Source organism: Halomonas sp. H10-9-1 (assembly GCF_040147005.1).
GTDB lineage: Bacteria > Pseudomonadota > Gammaproteobacteria > Pseudomonadales > Halomonadaceae > Halomonas.
On record NZ_JAMSHO010000001.1, the window covers coordinates 835,107 to 852,880 of the forward strand.

The 17,774-nt window shown below is 65.8% G+C and carries 13 protein-coding genes; 10 read left to right on the top strand and 3 right to left on the bottom strand.

What is annotated here, in order from left to right; translation table 11 throughout:
* The first annotated feature begins 2 nt into the window (after positions 1 to 2).
* The 4 genes from NFH66_RS03775 (at position 3) to NFH66_RS03790 (ending at position 7,084) form a co-directional block, all read left to right on the top strand.
* Entirely contained in the window at positions 3 to 1,382 is a 1,380-nt protein-coding gene (locus NFH66_RS03775) for an undecaprenyl-phosphate glucose phosphotransferase (RefSeq protein WP_349608530.1), read from the top strand.
* An 18-nt stretch (positions 1,383 to 1,400) separates the two neighbouring features.
* Positions 1,401 to 4,280, top strand: coding sequence for a putative bifunctional diguanylate cyclase/phosphodiesterase (locus NFH66_RS03780; protein WP_349608532.1), 2,880 nt, complete (start codon positions 1,401 to 1,403; stop codon positions 4,278 to 4,280).
* Positions 4,281 to 4,397: 117 nt separating this feature from the next.
* Positions 4,398 to 5,852 carry a mannose-1-phosphate guanylyltransferase/mannose-6-phosphate isomerase gene (locus tag NFH66_RS03785; RefSeq protein WP_349608534.1) on the top strand — a complete coding sequence of 485 codons (1,455 nt, stop codon included), beginning with the start codon at positions 4,398 to 4,400 and terminating at the stop codon, positions 5,850 to 5,852.
* Positions 5,853 to 5,941: 89 nt separating this feature from the next.
* Entirely contained in the window at positions 5,942 to 7,084 is a 1,143-nt protein-coding gene (locus NFH66_RS03790) for a glycosyltransferase (RefSeq protein ID WP_349608536.1), read from the top strand.
* On the opposite strand, the gene NFH66_RS03795 is transcribed toward NFH66_RS03790, so the two are convergent.
* From NFH66_RS03795 to NFH66_RS03805, 3 genes are all read right to left on the bottom strand, one after another.
* Positions 7,018 to 8,280 (bottom strand): glycosyltransferase family 4 protein, encoded by a 1,263-nt coding sequence (locus NFH66_RS03795; protein ID WP_349608538.1) that lies wholly within the window; start codon positions 8,278 to 8,280, stop codon positions 7,018 to 7,020. The genes NFH66_RS03790 and NFH66_RS03795 overlap by 67 nt on opposite strands.
* A gap of 139 nt (positions 8,281 to 8,419) precedes the next feature.
* The gene (locus tag NFH66_RS03800; RefSeq protein WP_349608540.1) at positions 8,420 to 9,568 is read right to left on the bottom strand and encodes a hypothetical protein; all 1,149 of its coding nucleotides are present in this window, start codon (positions 9,566 to 9,568) and stop codon (positions 8,420 to 8,422) included.
* A gap of 10 nt (positions 9,569 to 9,578) precedes the next feature.
* Positions 9,579 to 11,027 carry an MBOAT family O-acyltransferase gene (locus NFH66_RS03805; RefSeq protein WP_349608542.1) on the bottom strand — a complete coding sequence of 483 codons (1,449 nt, stop codon included), beginning with the start codon at positions 11,025 to 11,027 and terminating at the stop codon, positions 9,579 to 9,581.
* Positions 11,028 to 11,136: 109 nt separating this feature from the next.
* Here NFH66_RS03805 and gmd point away from each other — a divergent pair, with 109 nt between their 5' ends.
* The 6 genes from gmd to NFH66_RS03835 are packed head-to-tail and all read left to right on the top strand — an operon-like array spanning position 11,137 to position 17,676.
* Positions 11,137 to 12,117 carry a GDP-mannose 4,6-dehydratase gene (gmd, locus tag NFH66_RS03810; RefSeq protein ID WP_349608544.1) on the top strand — a complete coding sequence of 327 codons (981 nt, stop codon included), beginning with the start codon at positions 11,137 to 11,139 and terminating at the stop codon, positions 12,115 to 12,117.
* Positions 12,117 to 13,112, top strand: coding sequence for a GDP-mannose 4,6-dehydratase (locus NFH66_RS03815; RefSeq protein ID WP_349608546.1), 996 nt, complete (start codon positions 12,117 to 12,119; stop codon positions 13,110 to 13,112). Before gmd ends, NFH66_RS03815 begins: the two co-directional genes overlap by 1 nt.
* A gap of 7 nt (positions 13,113 to 13,119) precedes the next feature.
* On the top strand, positions 13,120 to 13,896 hold the full coding sequence (locus NFH66_RS03820) for an ABC transporter permease (protein ID WP_349608548.1): 777 nt from the start codon (positions 13,120 to 13,122) through the stop codon (positions 13,894 to 13,896).
* A gap of 9 nt (positions 13,897 to 13,905) precedes the next feature.
* Complete coding sequence (locus NFH66_RS03825) at positions 13,906 to 15,132, top strand: ABC transporter ATP-binding protein (protein WP_349608550.1); 1,227 nt, start codon at positions 13,906 to 13,908, stop codon at positions 15,130 to 15,132.
* Entirely contained in the window at positions 15,116 to 16,573 is a 1,458-nt protein-coding gene (locus NFH66_RS03830; protein WP_349608552.1) for a class I SAM-dependent methyltransferase, read from the top strand. The genes NFH66_RS03825 and NFH66_RS03830 overlap by 17 nt, the downstream gene beginning before the upstream one ends.
* On the top strand, positions 16,570 to 17,676 hold the full coding sequence (locus NFH66_RS03835; protein ID WP_349608553.1) for a glycosyltransferase family 4 protein: 1,107 nt from the start codon (positions 16,570 to 16,572) through the stop codon (positions 17,674 to 17,676). Before NFH66_RS03830 ends, NFH66_RS03835 begins: the two co-directional genes overlap by 4 nt.
* Positions 17,677 to 17,774: the final 98 nt, after the last annotated feature.

Consider the following 17,774-nt stretch of genomic DNA (forward strand, 5'->3'; position numbering starts at 1 on the left):
GCATGGCAAGCGCATCCGCCGCGAGTGACTGGCTGCGTCGCGGCATGCGCAGCTTCGATGCCACCATCGCGCTGGCGGTGTCATGGCTCACCATGCATGCCATGCCCTACCTCGATCACACCCAGGGGGTGGAGTATCCGCTGCTGATCGTGGTGGGCAGCCTGTTGCTACCCGCCTGCGGGGAGTTGCTTGGCCTCTATCGCCCCTGGCGCGGGCGCAGCCTGTTCACCATGCTCGGCGTCTATGCCGCGGGGTGGCTGCTGACCATCACCATCATCAGCCTGTTCCTGGTGGTCACCCACAGCGCGACCGTCTACTCACGCGCCTGGATGGGTGCCACCGCGCTGGGTGTGCTGGGGGTAGGTGCCCTGCTGCGTAGTGTGCTCTATCTGGTGTTGCGCCGCATTCGGTCCCGTGGACGTAACCTCAAGCGGGTGCTGGTCATCGGCACACCCGAGAACATCGCGCGCATCCAGCAGCGTCTCGACCAACAGCCCTTCTTGGGCTACCGCATTACCCGCTCCCTCGATGACCACGCCGGCGAGGGGGACACCCACTTCAAGAGCGTTGAGGAACTGGTCAGGCGCAGCATCTTCAGCCGCGATTTCGATGAAGTCTGGCTCGCCTACCCGCTGGCTGAGGGCGAGCGCGTCAAGCGACTGGCCGGCGCCCTGCAGGCGATGCCGGTAGATGTGCGGTATTTCCCCGACCTCAGCGATGTTCGTCTGCTCAACCACCGTGTCACCCAGGTGGCCGACATGTTCTCGCTAGACCTGAACCGCTCGCCGCTGGGTGGACCCATGCGCTGGGTCAAGGCCGTCGAAGACAGGCTGCTGGGTGCCATACTGTTTATCATGTTCTTGCCTGTCATGCTGATCATCTACGCTTTGGTGCGCTGGAAGATGGGAGGGCCGGTGCTCTTCAAGCAGTACCGACATGGCCTCGACGGTAAACTCTTTCGCATCTATAAGTTTCGCACCATGGTGCATCACCCTACGAAAGGTACTCCACAGGCGCGGCCTGGTGACCCAAGGGTGACGCCGCTCGGCAGCTTTTTACGACGCACAAGCCTGGATGAGTTGCCACAACTCTATAATGTACTGCAGGGGCGTATGTCACTGGTGGGCCCTCGCCCGCATGCAGAAGGGCACAATGAATATTATAAGGATGAGATCGACATCTACATGCAGCGGCATCGGGTCAAACCCGGCATGACCGGTTGGGCGCAGGTCAATGGGTTGCGCGGCATCACCCAAGACATCAGTATCATGCGCAAACGAGTCGAATATGACCTTTACTACATAGACAACTGGTCGCTTGCCTTCGATATCAAGATCCTTTTCATGACGGTGTCACGCGGCTTTATCAACCATCAGCCGTGAACCAGTGGAACTTTACGTATGATGACCGACCAGCGTGACACTCTGCTACAGGCCGGCCTCTACATCCTGCTGCTGGCGTCGCTGATGCTGGGCGGTGTCGAGCTCCTGCTGCTCTCCCCCTGGAGCCGCACAAGCACCTTGCCACAGCTCATGTCTGCCGGCTTTGCCGCCAGCATCATCCTGATCAGCCTGGGGCTTCTTGCGGTGGCCTGTGGCCGGCCCGCCGTGCAGCGTGCCCTGAGCCTGGTGCTGGCGCTGTATGCCCTGGCGCTCGGTCTGCTGGTGGCCACCGGCGAGCCTTCCTGGTGGATCGACTCCTCGCGTGTCGCCCTGGGCATCATTCCGCTGCTGCTGAGCCTCGCCTGGGCCGTCTGGTGCCCGCCGGATACTCCCGCTCGGCGGCGCATCTGGGGCCTGGTGGCGTTGGGCTGTCTCGTGCTGGGCGCTGCCGCCTTCCTGCGCTCGCTCACCGGCTGGTATGTCACGCCGGGTGAGCTTCAGGGCAACGGCTGGCTGATGCATATCGCCCTGGTGGTGCTGGGAGTGGGCATGATCACCCTGTTGCAGATCCGTACCCGGCCGCGCCTGCGGCTGCCGGAATCGGCCATCGTCGTCGGTATCATCGCCGTGGCCTTCAGCCTGCTGGGTTGGCTGGGGGCAGGCTGGCTAGTGGCCTATGCGGCGGGGCGCCCCGAGGAGTGGCAGCAGTGGCTGGTGGTTTATCACAGCTCCGGCATCCTGCCGGCGTTGCTGGGGCTGAGCGGGCTATGGTTCTCCTACCATCTGGTGGTCAACCGTGCCCTGCTGATCGGGCGCGTCACCCAGGCGCGGCGTCTCGAGCTCAGCGAACAGCGCTTCCGCTCGCTGTTCAGCCAGAGCCCGGATGCCGTCTTCGCCCTTGACCCCAAGGGCCGCCTCACCGATGCCAACCCCACCGCCGTCGCCCTCATGCGGCTGGACAAACCCGCATGGCAGGGCCAATACGTTGGCGACCTGCCCATGCTCGAGGCCGCCGAGCCCTGCGAGCGTGAGGCCCTGACCGCCGCCTTCCGTCGCACGCTGGAGGGCCAGGCCACCGAGCAGGTGTTAAGGCTTGCCTCGCCCCGCGGCCGGCGCGTCTTCTCGGTGACGCTGATGCCGATCCTGGTGCGTGGTGGGGTAGAAGGGGCCTTCAGCGTGGTCAAGGACCTCACCGAACGCGTGCACACCGCCGAGCGCCTGCGCCTGCTGGAGCGTAGCATCGAGGCCAGCCACAATGCGGTGATGATCGTCGATGCCCGTCACCCCAACTACGCCATCACCTACGTCAATCCTGCCTTCACCCGCATGACCGGCTTCGTCGAGAGCGAGATCCTCGGGTCTTCACCCGAGGTGCTGCGGGGTCGCGGCACCCGCGACATCGACGTCACGCGCATCTGCCAGGCCCTTGACGGCGGCGAGCCCCTGGGGCTGACCCTGCGCACCCATCGCCGCGACGGCCAGCCCTTCTGGAATCAACTCTACCTCTCGCCGGTTACCGACGAGGGCGGCACCCTGACGCACTTCGTCGGCATCATGAGCGACGTCACCGAGCACAAGGAGCAGCAGAACCAGCTTGCCTACCAGGCTACCCACGACACCCTCACCGGGCTGCTCAACCGCGCCACCCTCAACAAGCGTTTGAGCCGCGCGCTCAACCAGCCCCGTAACGCCACGACCCAACTGGCGGTGATGTTCATCGACCTGGACGAGTTCAAGCCCATCAACGACACCCTGGGTCACCAGGTGGGCGACGAGATGCTGGTGCAGGTCGCCACGCGCCTCAACCAGGAGCTGCGCGGTGGTGACCTGCTGGCGCGTATCGGTGGCGACGAATTCATCCTGTTGCCGAGCCCGCTGGAATCCGTGCGCCACGTCGAGGCCCTGGCCGAGCGCCTGCTGCGCGTGCTGCGCCGCCCCTTCAGCGTGCACGGCCAGCTGCTCCACGTCACCGCCAGCATCGGCATCAGCCTCGCCCAGGACCCCGCCAGCGACCCCGAGCGACTCATCCAGCAGGCCGATATGGCCATGTACAAGGCCAAGCAGTGGGGGCGCAACACCTACCAGTTCTTCAGCGACGACCTCGACACCGCCCTGGTTCAGCGTGTCACCCTGCGCAACGAGCTGCAGCGGGCCATGGAGCACGACCAGCTCGAGGTGCATTACCAGCCGCAGGTGGATGCCCAGGGCCAGGCGGTAGGCGTGGAGGCGCTGGTGCGCTGGCAGCACCCCGAGCGTGGTCTGGTGCCCCCGGCCGACTTCATCCCCCTGGCCGAGCAGACGGGGCAGATCGTCATGCTCGGCAACCTGGTGCTGGAACAGGCGTGCCGCGATGCCGCCGCCTGGCATCGCCAGGGCTGCCTGCCCGGGCGCATCTCGGTCAACCTCTCGCCCACCCAGTTTCACCGCGGTGGCTTCCTCGAGCACCTGCAGACGCTGCTGGCCGCCACCCAGCTGCCCGGCAGCTGCCTGGAGATGGAAATCACCGAGAACAGCCTGCTTCAGGACACCGAGTCCGCCATCGGCGTCTTGCAGGCCCTCACCGAGCTGGGCATCGCCACCGCCATCGACGACTTCGGCACCGGCTTCTCCAGCCTCAGCTACTTGAGCCGGCTGCCCATCGACAAGATCAAGATCGACCGTACCTTCATCGAGGCGCTCGCCGATAGCCCTCGCGATGCCGCCATCTGTCGGGCCATCGTGCATCTGGCCAGCGAGATGTCGCTGCGCCTGGTTGCCGAGGGCATCGAAACCGCCGACCAGTTCCAGGCGCTTGAGGCCATGGGCTGCCCGGCCTATCAGGGTTACTACTTTGCCCGCCCGATGACGGCCCCGGCGATGCAGGCCTTCCTCAAGCGGCGCACGCTGACCGCCTCCTGAGCGCAGGCCGAGCGCTACCCGCTCACCACTCCTAAGCCCAGTCGCGAAGTGGTATCATCCTGCGCCATCGATTCACGCCACTGTCAGGCCGTGGCTTCGCCCGGCAAGGAGCGCCCGTTGCCCACTCCCACAAGGAACGCCCCGCTAACGCCCGTGATCCTCTCCGGGGGCAGCGGCTCGCGGCTGTGGCCGCTCTCCCGCGAGCACTACCCCAAGCAGTTCCAGTGTCTCAACCGTGACGACGTAAGCCTGCTCCAGGAAACTGTTTTGCGCCTGCACGGCGAGACGGGCAGCGCCCCGCCGCTGGTGATCTGCAATGCTGCCCATCGCTTCCTGGTCGCCGAACAGCTCCAGCAGATCGGCTGCACGCCTCAGCGCATCCTGCTCGAGCCCTGCGCGCGCAACACCGCCCCGGCGGTGGCGCTGGCCGCGCTGCAGGCCGCACCCGAGGCGCTGCTGCTGGTAATGCCCGCCGACCACGCCATCGACGACCTCGATGCCTTCCGTGCCGCGGTGGAGAGTGGCAGCGTCCTGGCCGAAGCCGGCCGGCTGGTCACCTTCGGCATCACCCCCGAGCGCGCCCACACCGGCTACGGTTATATTCGCCGTGGCGAGGCGCTGGGGGAGGGCGGCTACCGCGTCGACGCCTTCGTCGAGAAGCCCGATGCCGAACGCGCCCGCAGCTACCTGGAAAGTGGCGACTACCTCTGGAACAGCGGCATCTTCCTGTTTCGCGCCGAGCGCTTCCTCGCCGAACTGGAGCGCCTGGCGCCGGCCATGCTGACAGCCTGTCGTGCCGCCCTGGCAGCGGGGCGCGAGGACCTCGACTTCCTGCGCGTGGACGCCGAGGCCTTCGCCGCCTGCCCCAGCGACTCCATCGACTACGCCGTGATGGAGCATACCCGGGAGGCTGCCGTGGTTCCCATGGCCCCGGGTTGGAGCGATATCGGTGCCTGGGATGCAGTCCATGAACTCCAGAGTCGTGACGCTCCGGACGGCAATGCAGTGCATGGCGACGTTCTGCTACATGCCACGCGCAACAGCCTGGTACACAGTCATTCGCGACTGGTGGCTACAGTGGGCGTGGATGACTTGGTGGTGGTGGAGACCGAGGATGCCGTGCTAGTGGCCGATCGCCACGCCACCCAGGACATCAAGCGCATCGTCGAACGCCTCAATCAGGCCGGACGCAGCGAGTCCCGAGCCCTGCCCCAGGTCTATCGCCCCTGGGGGCACTATCGCACCCTGGCGCTCACCGAAGGCTTCCAGGTCAAGGAAATCGTGGTCAACCCCGGCCAGCAGCTCTCGCTGCAGATGCACCACCACCGCGCAGAGCATTGGGTCGTGGTACAGGGGACTGCCAAGGTCACCCAGAGCCAGGGTCACGGTGATACCGAACAGCTAAGCAGTTTTCTGCTCTGTGAAGACGAATCGACCTATATCCCCCAGGGCACCCTGCACCGCCTGGAAAACCCCGGGGTCATACCGTTGCGCCTTATCGAAGTGCAGACCGGTAGCTACCTCGGCGAAGACGATATCGTGCGTTTCGACGACGCCTATGGTCGCTCATGACCTGCCGGCAGCAGCGAGAAGCTAGTATCGAACAGGAGGGGTGGCAGCCGCCGGCTGCACCTAGGGTTGCTATTGTTCACGACTGGCTGGTGACCTGGGCAGGTGCGGAAAAGGTCCTTGATATCCTGCTGGCACGCTTCCCCCATGCCGAGTTGTTCACTACCGTCTGCTTTCTGGATGAAACGCAGGTAACGGCGCTACGCGGTCGCACCATCCGCACCAGCTTTATCCAGCGCCTACCGGGGGCGCGTCGTCACTACCGCCGCTATCTGCCGCTGATGCCCCTGGCGGTGGAGCAGTTTGACCTCAAGGGCTTTGACCTGATCCTGTCGAGCAGTCACGCCGTGGCCAAGGGGGTCATTCCGGATCCCGGAGCGGTGCATGTTTGCTACTGCTACAGCCCCATGCGCTACGCCTGGGACATGCAGCATCAATATCTGCGCCAGACTGGCGCCCGGGGCCTCAAGGGGGCGCTGATGCGTTGGCAGCTGCATAAGCTGCGCCTGTGGGACTTTGCCAGCGCCCAGCGCGTCGACCACTTTATCGCCATCTCGCACTATATCCAGCGGCGCATCGAGCGCTTCTATCGACGTGAGGCTGAAGTCGTCTACCCCCCCGTCGAGACGGACCGCTATCGCCATGATCGTCCCAGGGAAAACTTCTACCTGGCGGCGTCACGGTTGGTGCCCTACAAACGCCTGGACCTGGTCATCGAGGCCTTCAACCGGATGCCTGAGCGAGAGCTGATAGTGATCGGCGACGGCCCGGAGCGACGTCGACTCGAAGCACTGGCCGGTCCCAATGTCAGTCTGTTGGGCTACCAGGAAGATGCTGTGCTGATCGACCATCTCGAGCGGACCCGTGCCTTCGTGTTCATGGCCGAGGAGGATTTTGGCATCCTCCCGGTGGAGGCCCAGGCCGCCGGCGCGCCTGTCATCGGTTATGGCGTCGGAGGCGTGGCCGAGACGGTTATCGACGGCGTGACCGGGGTTCACGTCCCGCGCCAACAGGCAGGCGCGCTTTGCCAGGCGGTAGACATGTTCGAGGGGCGTCAGACCGAGGATCCTGGCGCCTTTCCGTCGCTCGCGTGTCGTGAAAGCGCTTTGCGCTTCGCTCGGAGCGTCTTCGACGCGGAACTGGGCAAGCATCTCGATGAGTGGCTGCCTCAGGCCCCGTATGCTCCCCCTTTCAGCGATGCCAACAGCGCCTCGGCAGACCTCTGCCAGTCATAGTATGCGGCGCGCGCGATGCCCTGCCTTCCCAGCCGTCGACGGGCCTCGGCATCCTCCAGCGCCGTCTCGAGTACGGCCCGAATGCTTTCGGTCTCGCCCGGCTCGACCAGGAACGCCGACTCGCCGGTGATTTCGTGCATGGAGGTGTTGCGGCTGGTCAGTACCGGCACGCCGCAGGCCATCGCCTCTACCACCGGCATGCCGAATCCTTCGTACAACGAGGGGTAGGCCATCAGGCCGGCGCTGGCGGTGATCAGGGGAAGGTCCTGCTGCGCCACATAGCCGAGTCGCAGCAGTTCGCCACGGGCTTCGAGTCGCCGCAACTCCTGGCTTAGTGAGGTGTCGTTCCAGCCCTTGGCGCCCACGCAGACCAGCGGCCACTCCCTCCTCAGCGCTCCGGGCAGGGCGGCGTAGGCCTGGGCGAGGCGCTCCAGGTTCTTGCGTGGTTCCAGGGTCCCGACGCTGAGGATATAGCGCGGTGGAAGGCCTAGTCGTTGCCGCACCGCGTCCCGGGTGGCGGCCTCCAGCGGGCGGAAGGCGGCAGCCGCGGCCGGTGGTGCCACCGCAATATCCGCCTCTTGCAGCCCGGCGTAGACGGCGATCTCGCGGCGCATGGTACGGGAGATGGTCACGATGGCATCGGCGTGGCGCAGGGTATGGTCGATCTGGCGTCTCAGGTAGGCGATCCGTGCCGGCGGGTGAGAGGCCCGCACGGCCAGATGGGAGAGGTCGTAGACCGTGGCCACGCGTCGGCCGGCAAACGGCATCAGCTCGAGTCCCGGCTCCCAGTACACATGGTCGGCGTAACGGCGCGTCAGGCTGGCGAATCGCAGAGTGCGAAGCCGATGGCGCAGCCCGTAGCTACCCGGTATCCGGCGCAGCCGCTGGCGCAGCGCAGCGGACCCGCCGCCCCCGGCAAGGGCCGGGTCCCCGGTCGGTGGCCAGTCGTGCAATTGAGCGCCGTCGAGCCATCGGCTACGATACAGCCCTCGAAAGGCCTCCACCTCGGGGTGCCCCGCCAGGCGAGCGGCCAGCTGTTTCGTGTAGTGGCCGATCCCCGTCAAGGGGGGCTGCAGGCAGTCAAGGTTGGTCAGCAGCTTCATGGCGGCGAAGGTTACCTCATCGATATATGACGCGCGGCGCCAGGGGATTGCCGTTATCACCAAGGAGACGACAGTGTCGGAACGCCACGCCACCCGGCCCTTCCTGGTCGACAACAACCCGCGGCTCGACATCGCGGTGCTGGAGCGGCGCCTGGAGGAACTCCTCGCCGAGTGCCCGACCCTGCCCGCCGCGCCGCGGCCGCTGCCCAGCCTGCAGCCCGCCGTCAGGCCGTCAGCGCTGCGCCGGCTGTTGATTCGACTCAAGGCCAGCTATCTGATCAGCCAGTGGCTGCCGCGTCACCCCGGACTCTACCGTCGCGCGCGGACACTCTATCACTGGCTCAGAGGGATTGCCGGGCGCCGCTAATGCCTCGATCAGTCGCCGGGTGTTGCGCCGCCGCGCCTCGTCGACCAGATGGAAGTCGGTATCGAACATGTCCTCCGCCGGGTACATGAAGTCATAGGGCCGCCCCCGATAGGTCAGGCCGTGGCGGGCTGCCTGTTCCGGCAGTGTCGAATAGAAGCGCCGTTCCACCGGATCCTCCCGGTAGTGGGGGTGGAACAGGAAGGCCGGCGGTACCAGCACCAGGCAGGCACCGCGGTCTTGCAGTCGCTCCTGGAAATGTCGCAGCAGTGCCCAGCCGGGGGCATTATCTGCGTGGTCTGCACCGTACTGGCGGGGCGCCTCGGCCGTGGCCTGCTGCGCCATCCAGGCTTCCCGATGCCGGCGAGACGTCGCCGTCTGATCACCGTGGGCGTCCAAGCGGTGGGCCCCATAGGTGCCCTTTACCGTGAAGCCATCGGGCAAGCCGCGATAGCCCTGCACGACTCGGCTGAGCGAGGTCTGCATCACGATCTGCAAGGCTTCCCCAGCCACCAGGGGCAGCCAGCGGTGCAGCGGCAGGGCCGCGTGGCTCAGCCGCCAGGCCTGCAGCAGTTCCTCGGGCTGGCCCAGGTAGAAGTCGTTCATCACGTGGTTGATCTCGCCGCGGTAGCCGAGCAGCGGGTACTCCAGGGCCAGGATCACCAGGTCGCCCGCCTCCGCTATCGCCAGGGTCTGGTTGAGGATCACCGGCAGCCCCAGCCCGGCATTCACGCCGAGGTTCACCGCGGGCCGCCGGAAGCTCTCTCCCAGCTGCGGCGAGTCGATGCCGAACATGGCGCTGGAGCCCCCCGCCACCAGCAGCCGAGGGGGCGGTAGGGCCTCGGCGCGGGCCTGCTTGTGGGCCCGGGCCTCGAGCACCCATTGATGGTCGGGATGGGGGTGGCCCAGCTGACCCGCCAGCGCCAGCAGCCAGGCGCCCAGCGCCAGGCCGATGCCCAGGGCGACGCCGCTCAGCAGTCGCCAGAGGGTGCCTTGGCCGGCTTCCGGTCGGCGCATGGATCGGCTCCTAGAACTGGAAATAGAGAAAGGCCTGCTCGGGCTGGGCATACAGCTGCTTGAGCACCAGGAACAGCAGCACGCCGCACAGGACGCCCACGCCCAGCAGGCAGTGGCGCGCCTGTCGCGGATCGTGACTCTCCATGGCCGCCCGCCAGCGTGCCGTCCACTGCTGGGAGTTGGGCAGCAGCAGGGCGATGCCCAGCCCCAGCGCTATCAGGCCGGTCAACCGGCCGTGCTCGCCGCTCAGCGGCCAGCCCGGCCACTGCAGCGACGGCGACCACTGCCAGGGCGCCCCCAGCGCCTGATAGAGCCGCAGGGCGCTGGCCACGGAGTCGGCCCGGAACGGAATCCACGCCAGCATCACGAAGCCCAGGGTCAGCGGCAGGGCGATCCAGCCGGGCCAGCGTTGGCCGCCCAGTCTCATCCAGCCATGAGCCAGGCAGAGAGCCGCGCCATGCAGCCCTCCCCACAGCAGAAACTGCCAACCAGCGCCGTGCCACAGGCCGCCCAGCAGCATGGTCAGCATCAGGCTGAGATAGCGTCGCTCGCGCCCGCCCAGTGGAATATAGAGATAGTCACGCAGGAAATGGGAAAGGGTGATATGCCAGCGGCGCCAGAAGTCGATGGGCGAGCGGCTCTTGTAGGGCGAGTCGAAGTTGACAGGCAGCTTCAGACCCAGCAGCAGCCCGAGACCGATGGCCATGTCGGCATAGCCGGAAAAGTCGAAGTAGAGCTGTACGCCGTAGCCGAAGCCCGCCAGCCAGGGGGCCTCGCCGCCCAGAGCGGCGCCGCTTGCGGCCTGGGCGTAAAGCACGCCTACGGGAGCATCCAGGGGGTCGGCGATCAGCACCTTCTTGACCAGGCCGAGACACAGTAGCGCCAGACCGGCGGCGAAGGTGCTCATGCGCCAGGCCGGCCAGCGCTGGCGCACCTGCGGCAGGATCTCTCGGGCATGCACGATGGGGCCGGCGATCAGCTGGGGGAAGAAGGTCACGAAGAACGCATATTCGGTGAAACGCGGCAACGCCACCTGTCGCCGCCATAGATCCACCAGCCAGGCGATCTGCTGAAAGGTGAAGAAGGAGATACCCAGCGGCAGCACCACCTGAAAACTCGGTACGGCCCACTCCGGCACCAGAACGGTATGCAGCGTTTCGGCGAAGAAGAGTCGATATTTGAACCAGCCCAGCAGGCTCAGGTTGAATGCCACCCCCAGCACCAACCAGGTGCGACGGCGACATGTGTTCAGGCGTTGGCCAAGTGAGTAATTTACCATCACCGAGCCTACCAGCAGGGGCAGGTAGTGCCAGTCCCAGGCCGCGTAGAAGATTAGCGAGGCGACGATGAGACCGCGCATCAACAGCGCCGAGGAGATCCGGTCGCGTACCTGCAGCGCGTACAGCATCAGGACCAGCGGGAGAAAAAGCAGCAGGAAGGAGTAGGAACTGAAAACCATCGCGATCCATCGCAGTGCCTGGCGGCTGTGCTGGCCTATGGGCTGTGATAATATGCGCCGCTGGTATGACCATGCCACGCCACGGAAAAATATACAGGAAATGGCAGGAATGCACAGTAAAACCGCGCTGATCACCGGCGTCACGGGCCAGGATGGGGCCTATCTTGCACAGTTGCTGCTGAACAAGGGGTATCGTGTCTGTGGGATTGCGCCGCGGCGCAGTACTTCGGATGTCAATCTGTCGCGCCTTGAGTGGCTCGGCGTCAAGGAGCAGGTCGAGCTCTTCGATGGCGACCTTGGCGACCTTGGCGGCTTGATCCGTAGCGTGCAGGAGTGCCAGCCAGACGAGGTCTATAACCTTGCAGCACAGTCCTTCGTGCAGACTTCCTGGAACCAGCCGGTGCTCACCGGCCAGGTGACCGGTATTGGTGCGGTCAATGTCCTGGAGGCAGTACGCATCGCTCGCCCCAACGCGCGGGTCTACCAGGCCTCAACCTCCGAGATGTATGGCCTGATCCAGGAGCCGCGCCAGAGCGAGACTACCCCCTTCTATCCGCGTTCGCCCTATGCGGCAGCCAAGCTCTACGCTCACTGGATGACCGTCAACTACCGCGAGAGCTTCGGCTTGCACGCCTCCAGCGGCATCCTCTTCAATCATGAGTCGCCGCTGCGCGGCCTGGAGTTCGTCACCCGCAAGGTGACCGACGGCGTGGCGCGCATCAAGCTGGGCTTGGCCAGCGAGCTGCGCCTCGGTAATATCGACGCCAAGCGTGACTGGGGCCATGCGCGCGACTACGTCAAGGCCATGTGGCTGATGCTGCAGCAGGAGATCCCGGATGACTACGTCATCGCCACCGGCGTCACCACCACGGTGCGAGATATGTGCCGCATCGCCTTCGCGCACGCCGGCCTCGATATGGACGACCATGTAGTGATCGACCCTCGCTTCTACCGACCCGCCGAGGTCGAGGTGCTGCTGGGCAATCCGGACAAGGCACGTCAGCAGCTGGGCTGGCAGGCCGAGACCTCACTGGAGACGATGATCCGCGAGATGGTCGACGCCGATCTTCAACGCCTGGAGCGGCTTTGATGACGGAGGGTGAGGCCGTGCCACCAGCGGCATCACTGCTGGTCACTGGAGCTGGTGGCTTCGTGGGACGTCACCTGTTGGCAGCGTTGCGGCGTCGTTGGCCGCAGGTGGTATTGCATGCCACTACCCATGGCGAGCACCTCAATGTGTATCAGGGCGTAACCTGGCATCGGCTGGATATCCGCCGCGCGGGTCGCGTGAACGCACTGATGGCGCTTCTGCAGCCCAGTGCCATCATCCACTTGGCAGCTCAATCCCATGTGCCTACCAGCTTCCGTGACCCGGCGCTGACCTGGCGGGTAAACCTGCAGGGTACCCTCAACTTGCTGGAGGCCGTCAAGCATGAGAGCCCGCAAAGCCTGGTCGTCAACGTGGGCTCCTCGGACATGTACGGTGGCGCCTTTCGCGACGGTCTGCCGGCCACTGAGCAGACCGCCTTCCAGCCGCTGAACCCCTATGCTGCCAGCAAGGCGGCGGCTGATCTGGCGGCTGGCCAGTATGCTGCCAGCGAAGGGCTGCGGATCATCCGCGCCCGGCCCTTCAACCACACCGGTCCCGGACAGCGCGACGATTTCGTGCTGGCCGCCTTCGCCACCCAGGTCGCCCGTATCGAGGCCGGTCTGCAGCCCCCCATGGTCGAGACCGGCAACCTGGACGCGGAGCGTGACTTCCTCGATGTGGAGGACGTAGTCGCTGCCTATCTGGCGCTGCTGGAGCTGCCCGAGGCCGAGCAGCGTGGCCAGGCCTATAACATTGCCTCCGGGCAGGCGGTGCCAGTGGGCGAACTGCTCAACGGCCTGCTGGCCCGCGCCCGTTGCCCCATCGACCATCGCTTGGATCCAGCCCGACAGCGCCCCGCCGATATCCAGGCCGTGCGCGCCGACACCACGGCGCTGCGTCAGGCGACCGACTGGCGACCGGCCATCTCCCACGGCGCCATGCTCGACCGGCTGCTGGATGACTGCCGTCGGCGCGTGGCCGCTGCTGACCAGTGAGCCTTCCATGAACCTTTCGCTGCTCTATCATCTGACCCGACAGGACCTGGTCGACCGCTACGCCGGCTCCATCCTCGGTGCGGCCTGGACCTTCATCATGCCGCTGGTCAATATCCTGATCTTCACCTTGATTTTCTCGCGCATCATGGGCATGCGGCTGGGCGAGCTGGGCGTTGAACTGGGGCAGTACAGCTACAGCGTCTACCTGGTAATCGGCGTGCTGGCCTGGAACCTCTTTGCCAATACCCTGACGCGGGTCACCCATGTTTTTCACGATAAGGCCGCCATCATCGGCAAGGTCAACGTCTCACTGTTTGCCCTGCCGCTCTATCTCTTGTTCAGCGAGATGACCGTCTACCTGATCGCCAATGGCTTCTTTCTGGTCTTCCTGTTCGCCATCGATTTCGATTTCACCTGGCATTGGCTTTGGTGGCCGGTCATCCTGCTGGTGCAGCAGACCCTGGCCTATGCCATTGGTCTCATCTTCGCCACGCTCAGTGTCTTCATTCGTGACATCAAGCAGTTCGTGGGCGTGCTGACCCAGCTGTGGTTCTGGTTGACCCCCATCGTCTATGTCATCACCATCCTGCCGGAGAATTGGAAGCCGCTGTTCCTGCTCAACCCCTTCTTTCACATCGTCAACGCCTTGCGCGATGCGCTGATGCTACAGACCGTCCCCGCGCTGCTGCCGCTGGCGCTGCTGCTGGTCTTCGCGCTGCTGCTGCTCGCTTTCGGCCTGTGGCTGGGGCAGCGTCTCGAGCGTGATATCCGCGACTTCATCTAGGGCTCTGTCATGATCCACGCGCAGGACATCACCAAGTACTTCCGCTTCTACGCCAAGCCCTCGGATCGGCTGCGCGAGATCATCACGCGTCGGCCGCGTCATCACTCCCACAAGGCCCTGGATGGCATCAGTTTCGAGGTAGCCAGCGGCGAGACCTTGGGGATCCTGGGGCGCAATGGCGCCGGCAAGTCGACCCTGCTCAAGATTCTCACCGGCGTACTGCTGCCCGACAGTGGCGACTTTCGCATTGAAGGCCGCATCACCGGGCTGCTGGAGCTGGGCACCGGCTTCGACAGCAACCTCACTGGTGCCCAGAACATTCTCGCCAACGGTCTTCTGCTGGGCATGACGCGTCAGGAAGTTGAGTCGCGTCGCCAGGCGATCGTCGACTTCAGCGAACTGGGCAGCTTTATTGACGAGCCGCTACGTACCTACTCCTCGGGCATGGTCATGCGCCTGGCCTTCGCCATCGGCATCCATGCCGATCCCAGCTGCTTCGTGATCGATGAGGCGCTCTCGGTGGGCGATGCCCACTTCCAGCAGAAGTGCATGCGTCGTATCCGTGAGTTCCGCGCCCAAGGCGGCTCGATCATCTTCGTTTCCCATGACATCAATGCGGTCAAGATGCTCTGCGACAAGGTGATCGTGCTTGAGGGCGGCAAGGCGGTCTTCGAGGGTGAGCCGGAAGCCGGTGCCAATCACTACAACCGGCTGCTGGCTGAGGAGACCGACCTTGATGGTCAGGCAGTACTGGAGGCTCGCTACGGTAGTGGTGAGGTCGTGGTGAGCGCCTGCACGCTGGCCGGCCGTGATAGCGGCGGCACCACCCTGACCAGCGGCGAGACGGCGGAGATCCTCGTCGACCTGGAGGCCCAACAAGACCTCGACGATATCACCCTGGGGCTGATGATCCGCGACCGCTTTGGCCAGGACATCTTCGGCACCAACACCTGGTATCTTGGTCAGTCGCTGGCCATGCGGGCCGGGGAGCAGCTTCGCTGCCGGCTGGAACTGGAGGTCTGGCTGGCACCGGGCAAGTACACCCTGACCCTGGCGTTGCATGAGGGCAGCGACCACACTCGGCGCTGTTACCAGTGGTGCGACAACCTGGTGCGCTTCGATGTGGCCGGTATCCGCGGGCCCACCTTTGGCGGCATTTGCCGGCTGCCGCTGGACTGTACCTTCGAACCGCTGGCTCCGCCGAGTAAGGAGGCTCTCCATGCTGCGTCACAATAACCCGCACTTGGACACGCGGCGCCTGGGCAAGTACATCCGCCAGCGCAGCGAGGCCGCCGAGACGCCGCCCGCCTGGCCGGGCGAGGCGCGCTGGCGCGAGAGCCTGCAGGGGCGCGCGGTGGAACTGGGTGCCAGCCGACAGCGTGGCAGCTTTCCGGTCGCCGACTATGCGGCGTTGCTGGGGCGACCCGACAGCGACTTCCTGGATAACGCCTACCGCCATCTGGTAGGCCGACTGCCAGATGACGAGGAGCGTCACCACGACCTGGCGCAGCTGATGGCAGGCCTACCGCGGGAGCGTCTGCTACTGAGGCTGGCCAGCCGAGGGGAGCACGGCGGGGATGAGCTGCCTGGTCTGGCGCGCGGGCTCTCCCGGGCGCGGTGGATGTACCACCCCCGAATCGGGCGTGGGGTGCGCTGGCTGCTCGGCGCGCTGCGCCTGGATCGACTGCGCGAACGCCTTGACCAGACGGCGCGCCTGCAGGATACCCGCTATCAGGCGCTGCTTGAGATGCTTCGCGAGCAGGGCGAGCGCATCAATGCGCTGGAGGACGAGCAGCGTCGCCTGATGGCCGACAGCCGACGGCTGTGCCAGCGGCTGGATGCGCTCCCCGCTGATGATGCGCCTCCGCCGAGCATGGCGCCGCGGCCGTCGGAACCCGCGGTACATGCCGAGGCTGCGGGCGTCACTGTACCTTCGGGGGGGAGGAAGCCCCCCCAGCAGGACGCCACCGGGCAGGACTTCTATCGTGCCCTGGAGGCACGCTTCCGCGGTGCGCCGTCGGCCATCACCGCGCTGATGCGCGAGCACCTGCCCGAGGTGCATTCAACCGTCCCGCTGGCCGAGGGCCTGCCGCTGCTCGACCTGGGCTGCGGTCGCGGCGAATGGCTAGCATTGCTGCGCCAGGAGGGCATCGCCGCCCGGGGAGTGGACCTCAATGCCGCCAATATCCGCGCCGGTCGCGAGCAGGGGCTCGAGGTACGCTACCAGGATGCCCTGGCGGCCCTGTGCGACAGCGCCGATGCGAGCCTGGGCATGGTCAGCGCCTTTCATCTGGTGGAGCATCTCGACCACGACCAGCTGCGCCTGCTGCTGCACGAGGCCCACCGCGCCCTGGCGCCGGGCGGGCGCCTGCTGCTCGAGACCCCCAATCCCCAGAACCTGATCGTGGGTAGCTGCAACTTCTACCTCGACCCGACTCATGTGCGTCCGCTACCGCCCGATTTTCTGGTGTTCCTGGCTGAATTTGCCGGCTTCGAGGGCGTCGCGGCGCGTCCTCTGCATCCGGTGGGCGAGCAGCACCACCTACACGAGGAGAGCGAGACCGCGCGCCGGCTCAACCACTACCTCTACGGGCCCCAGGACTACGCACTGCTGGCCACTCGGCCCGCCGCCCTCGACAGCCAGGCCCTCCGTACCGGCCAGGAGCAGGACGCATGACCCAGCCGATCACCGCCATTCACCAGTTCCATCACGGCGTCGACGTCGGCGACGGCGTCACCAACAGCCTGCTGTTTATCCAGCGTCTCCTTCAGGAGCTTGGTTTCGACTCACACATCTACGCCGCCAGCATTCCCGCCGCCATGGCGGAGCGCGTGCGGCCCTGTCACGCCCTGGAGCGCTGCGACCCCGAGGACACCCTGCTGCTGCAGCATCACTCCATGGGGCATGACCTGGGCGACTGGCTGAGCCGGCTGGGCGTGCCGCGGGCGCTGGTCTATCACAACATCACCCCGGCGGGGTTCTTCTCCCCGGGCAGCGACCTGCACCACTACGCGACCCTGGGGCGCGAGCAGCTGGTGCAGTGGCGGGACGAGTTTCGGGCAGTGCTGGCAGTCTCTGAATACAACGCCGAGGACCTGGTGGCCCTGGGCTATGCGCGCGAGGCGATCACCACCCTCCCGCTGCTGGTGGATCTCGAGCGTCTCGCCGAGGCGCCCGAGAAGCTGCCCGAGCCGGCCGCACGGCTGCATCCGGCCCTGGCCGAGCGCCCCTACCTGCTGTTCGTGGGGCGCCTGGTGGAGAACAAGCGCCAGCACTTGCTGCTGGAAGCCCTGTGGCACCTGCAGCGCATGCAGGCGCGCCATGGTGGCGGACCCCCGGCCATGCTGGTACTCGCCGGTGGTGGGGAGCGTTCCGACTACGGGCATTTCCTGCGCCAGCGCCTGCATCAGCTGCAGCTCGACGACAGCGTGGTGATGCCCGGCAAGGTGGATGATGCCCTGCTGCAGGGGCTCTATCGGCGCAGCGCCGCCTTCGTCTGCGCCAGCGCCCACGAGGGCTTCGGCATGCCGCTGGTCGAGGCCATGCTGGCCGACTGCCCGGTGGTGGCCATGGGGCTGACCAATATTCCGCATACCCTGGGGGAGGGCGGCCTGGTGCTGGACAGCGAAGACCCGGCAGTGATGGCCGCCAGCCTCTCGCTGCTCCTCGAGGACGAGGCATTACGCAACGAGGTTATTGCCGGCCAGCGGCGCTCCCTCGAACGCTATCGCCCCGAGGTCCTGGCCGACAGCCTGCGCGACTGGCTCGAGACCTTCTAGGCGCCCCGGCAGAACCCGCTCTGCGCGGTGCGCTGGCGCTGACCGTGCCTACGGCCGGATAAGCGAGGCCGTGAGCGCATTCGGCCTAACGTAGCGAA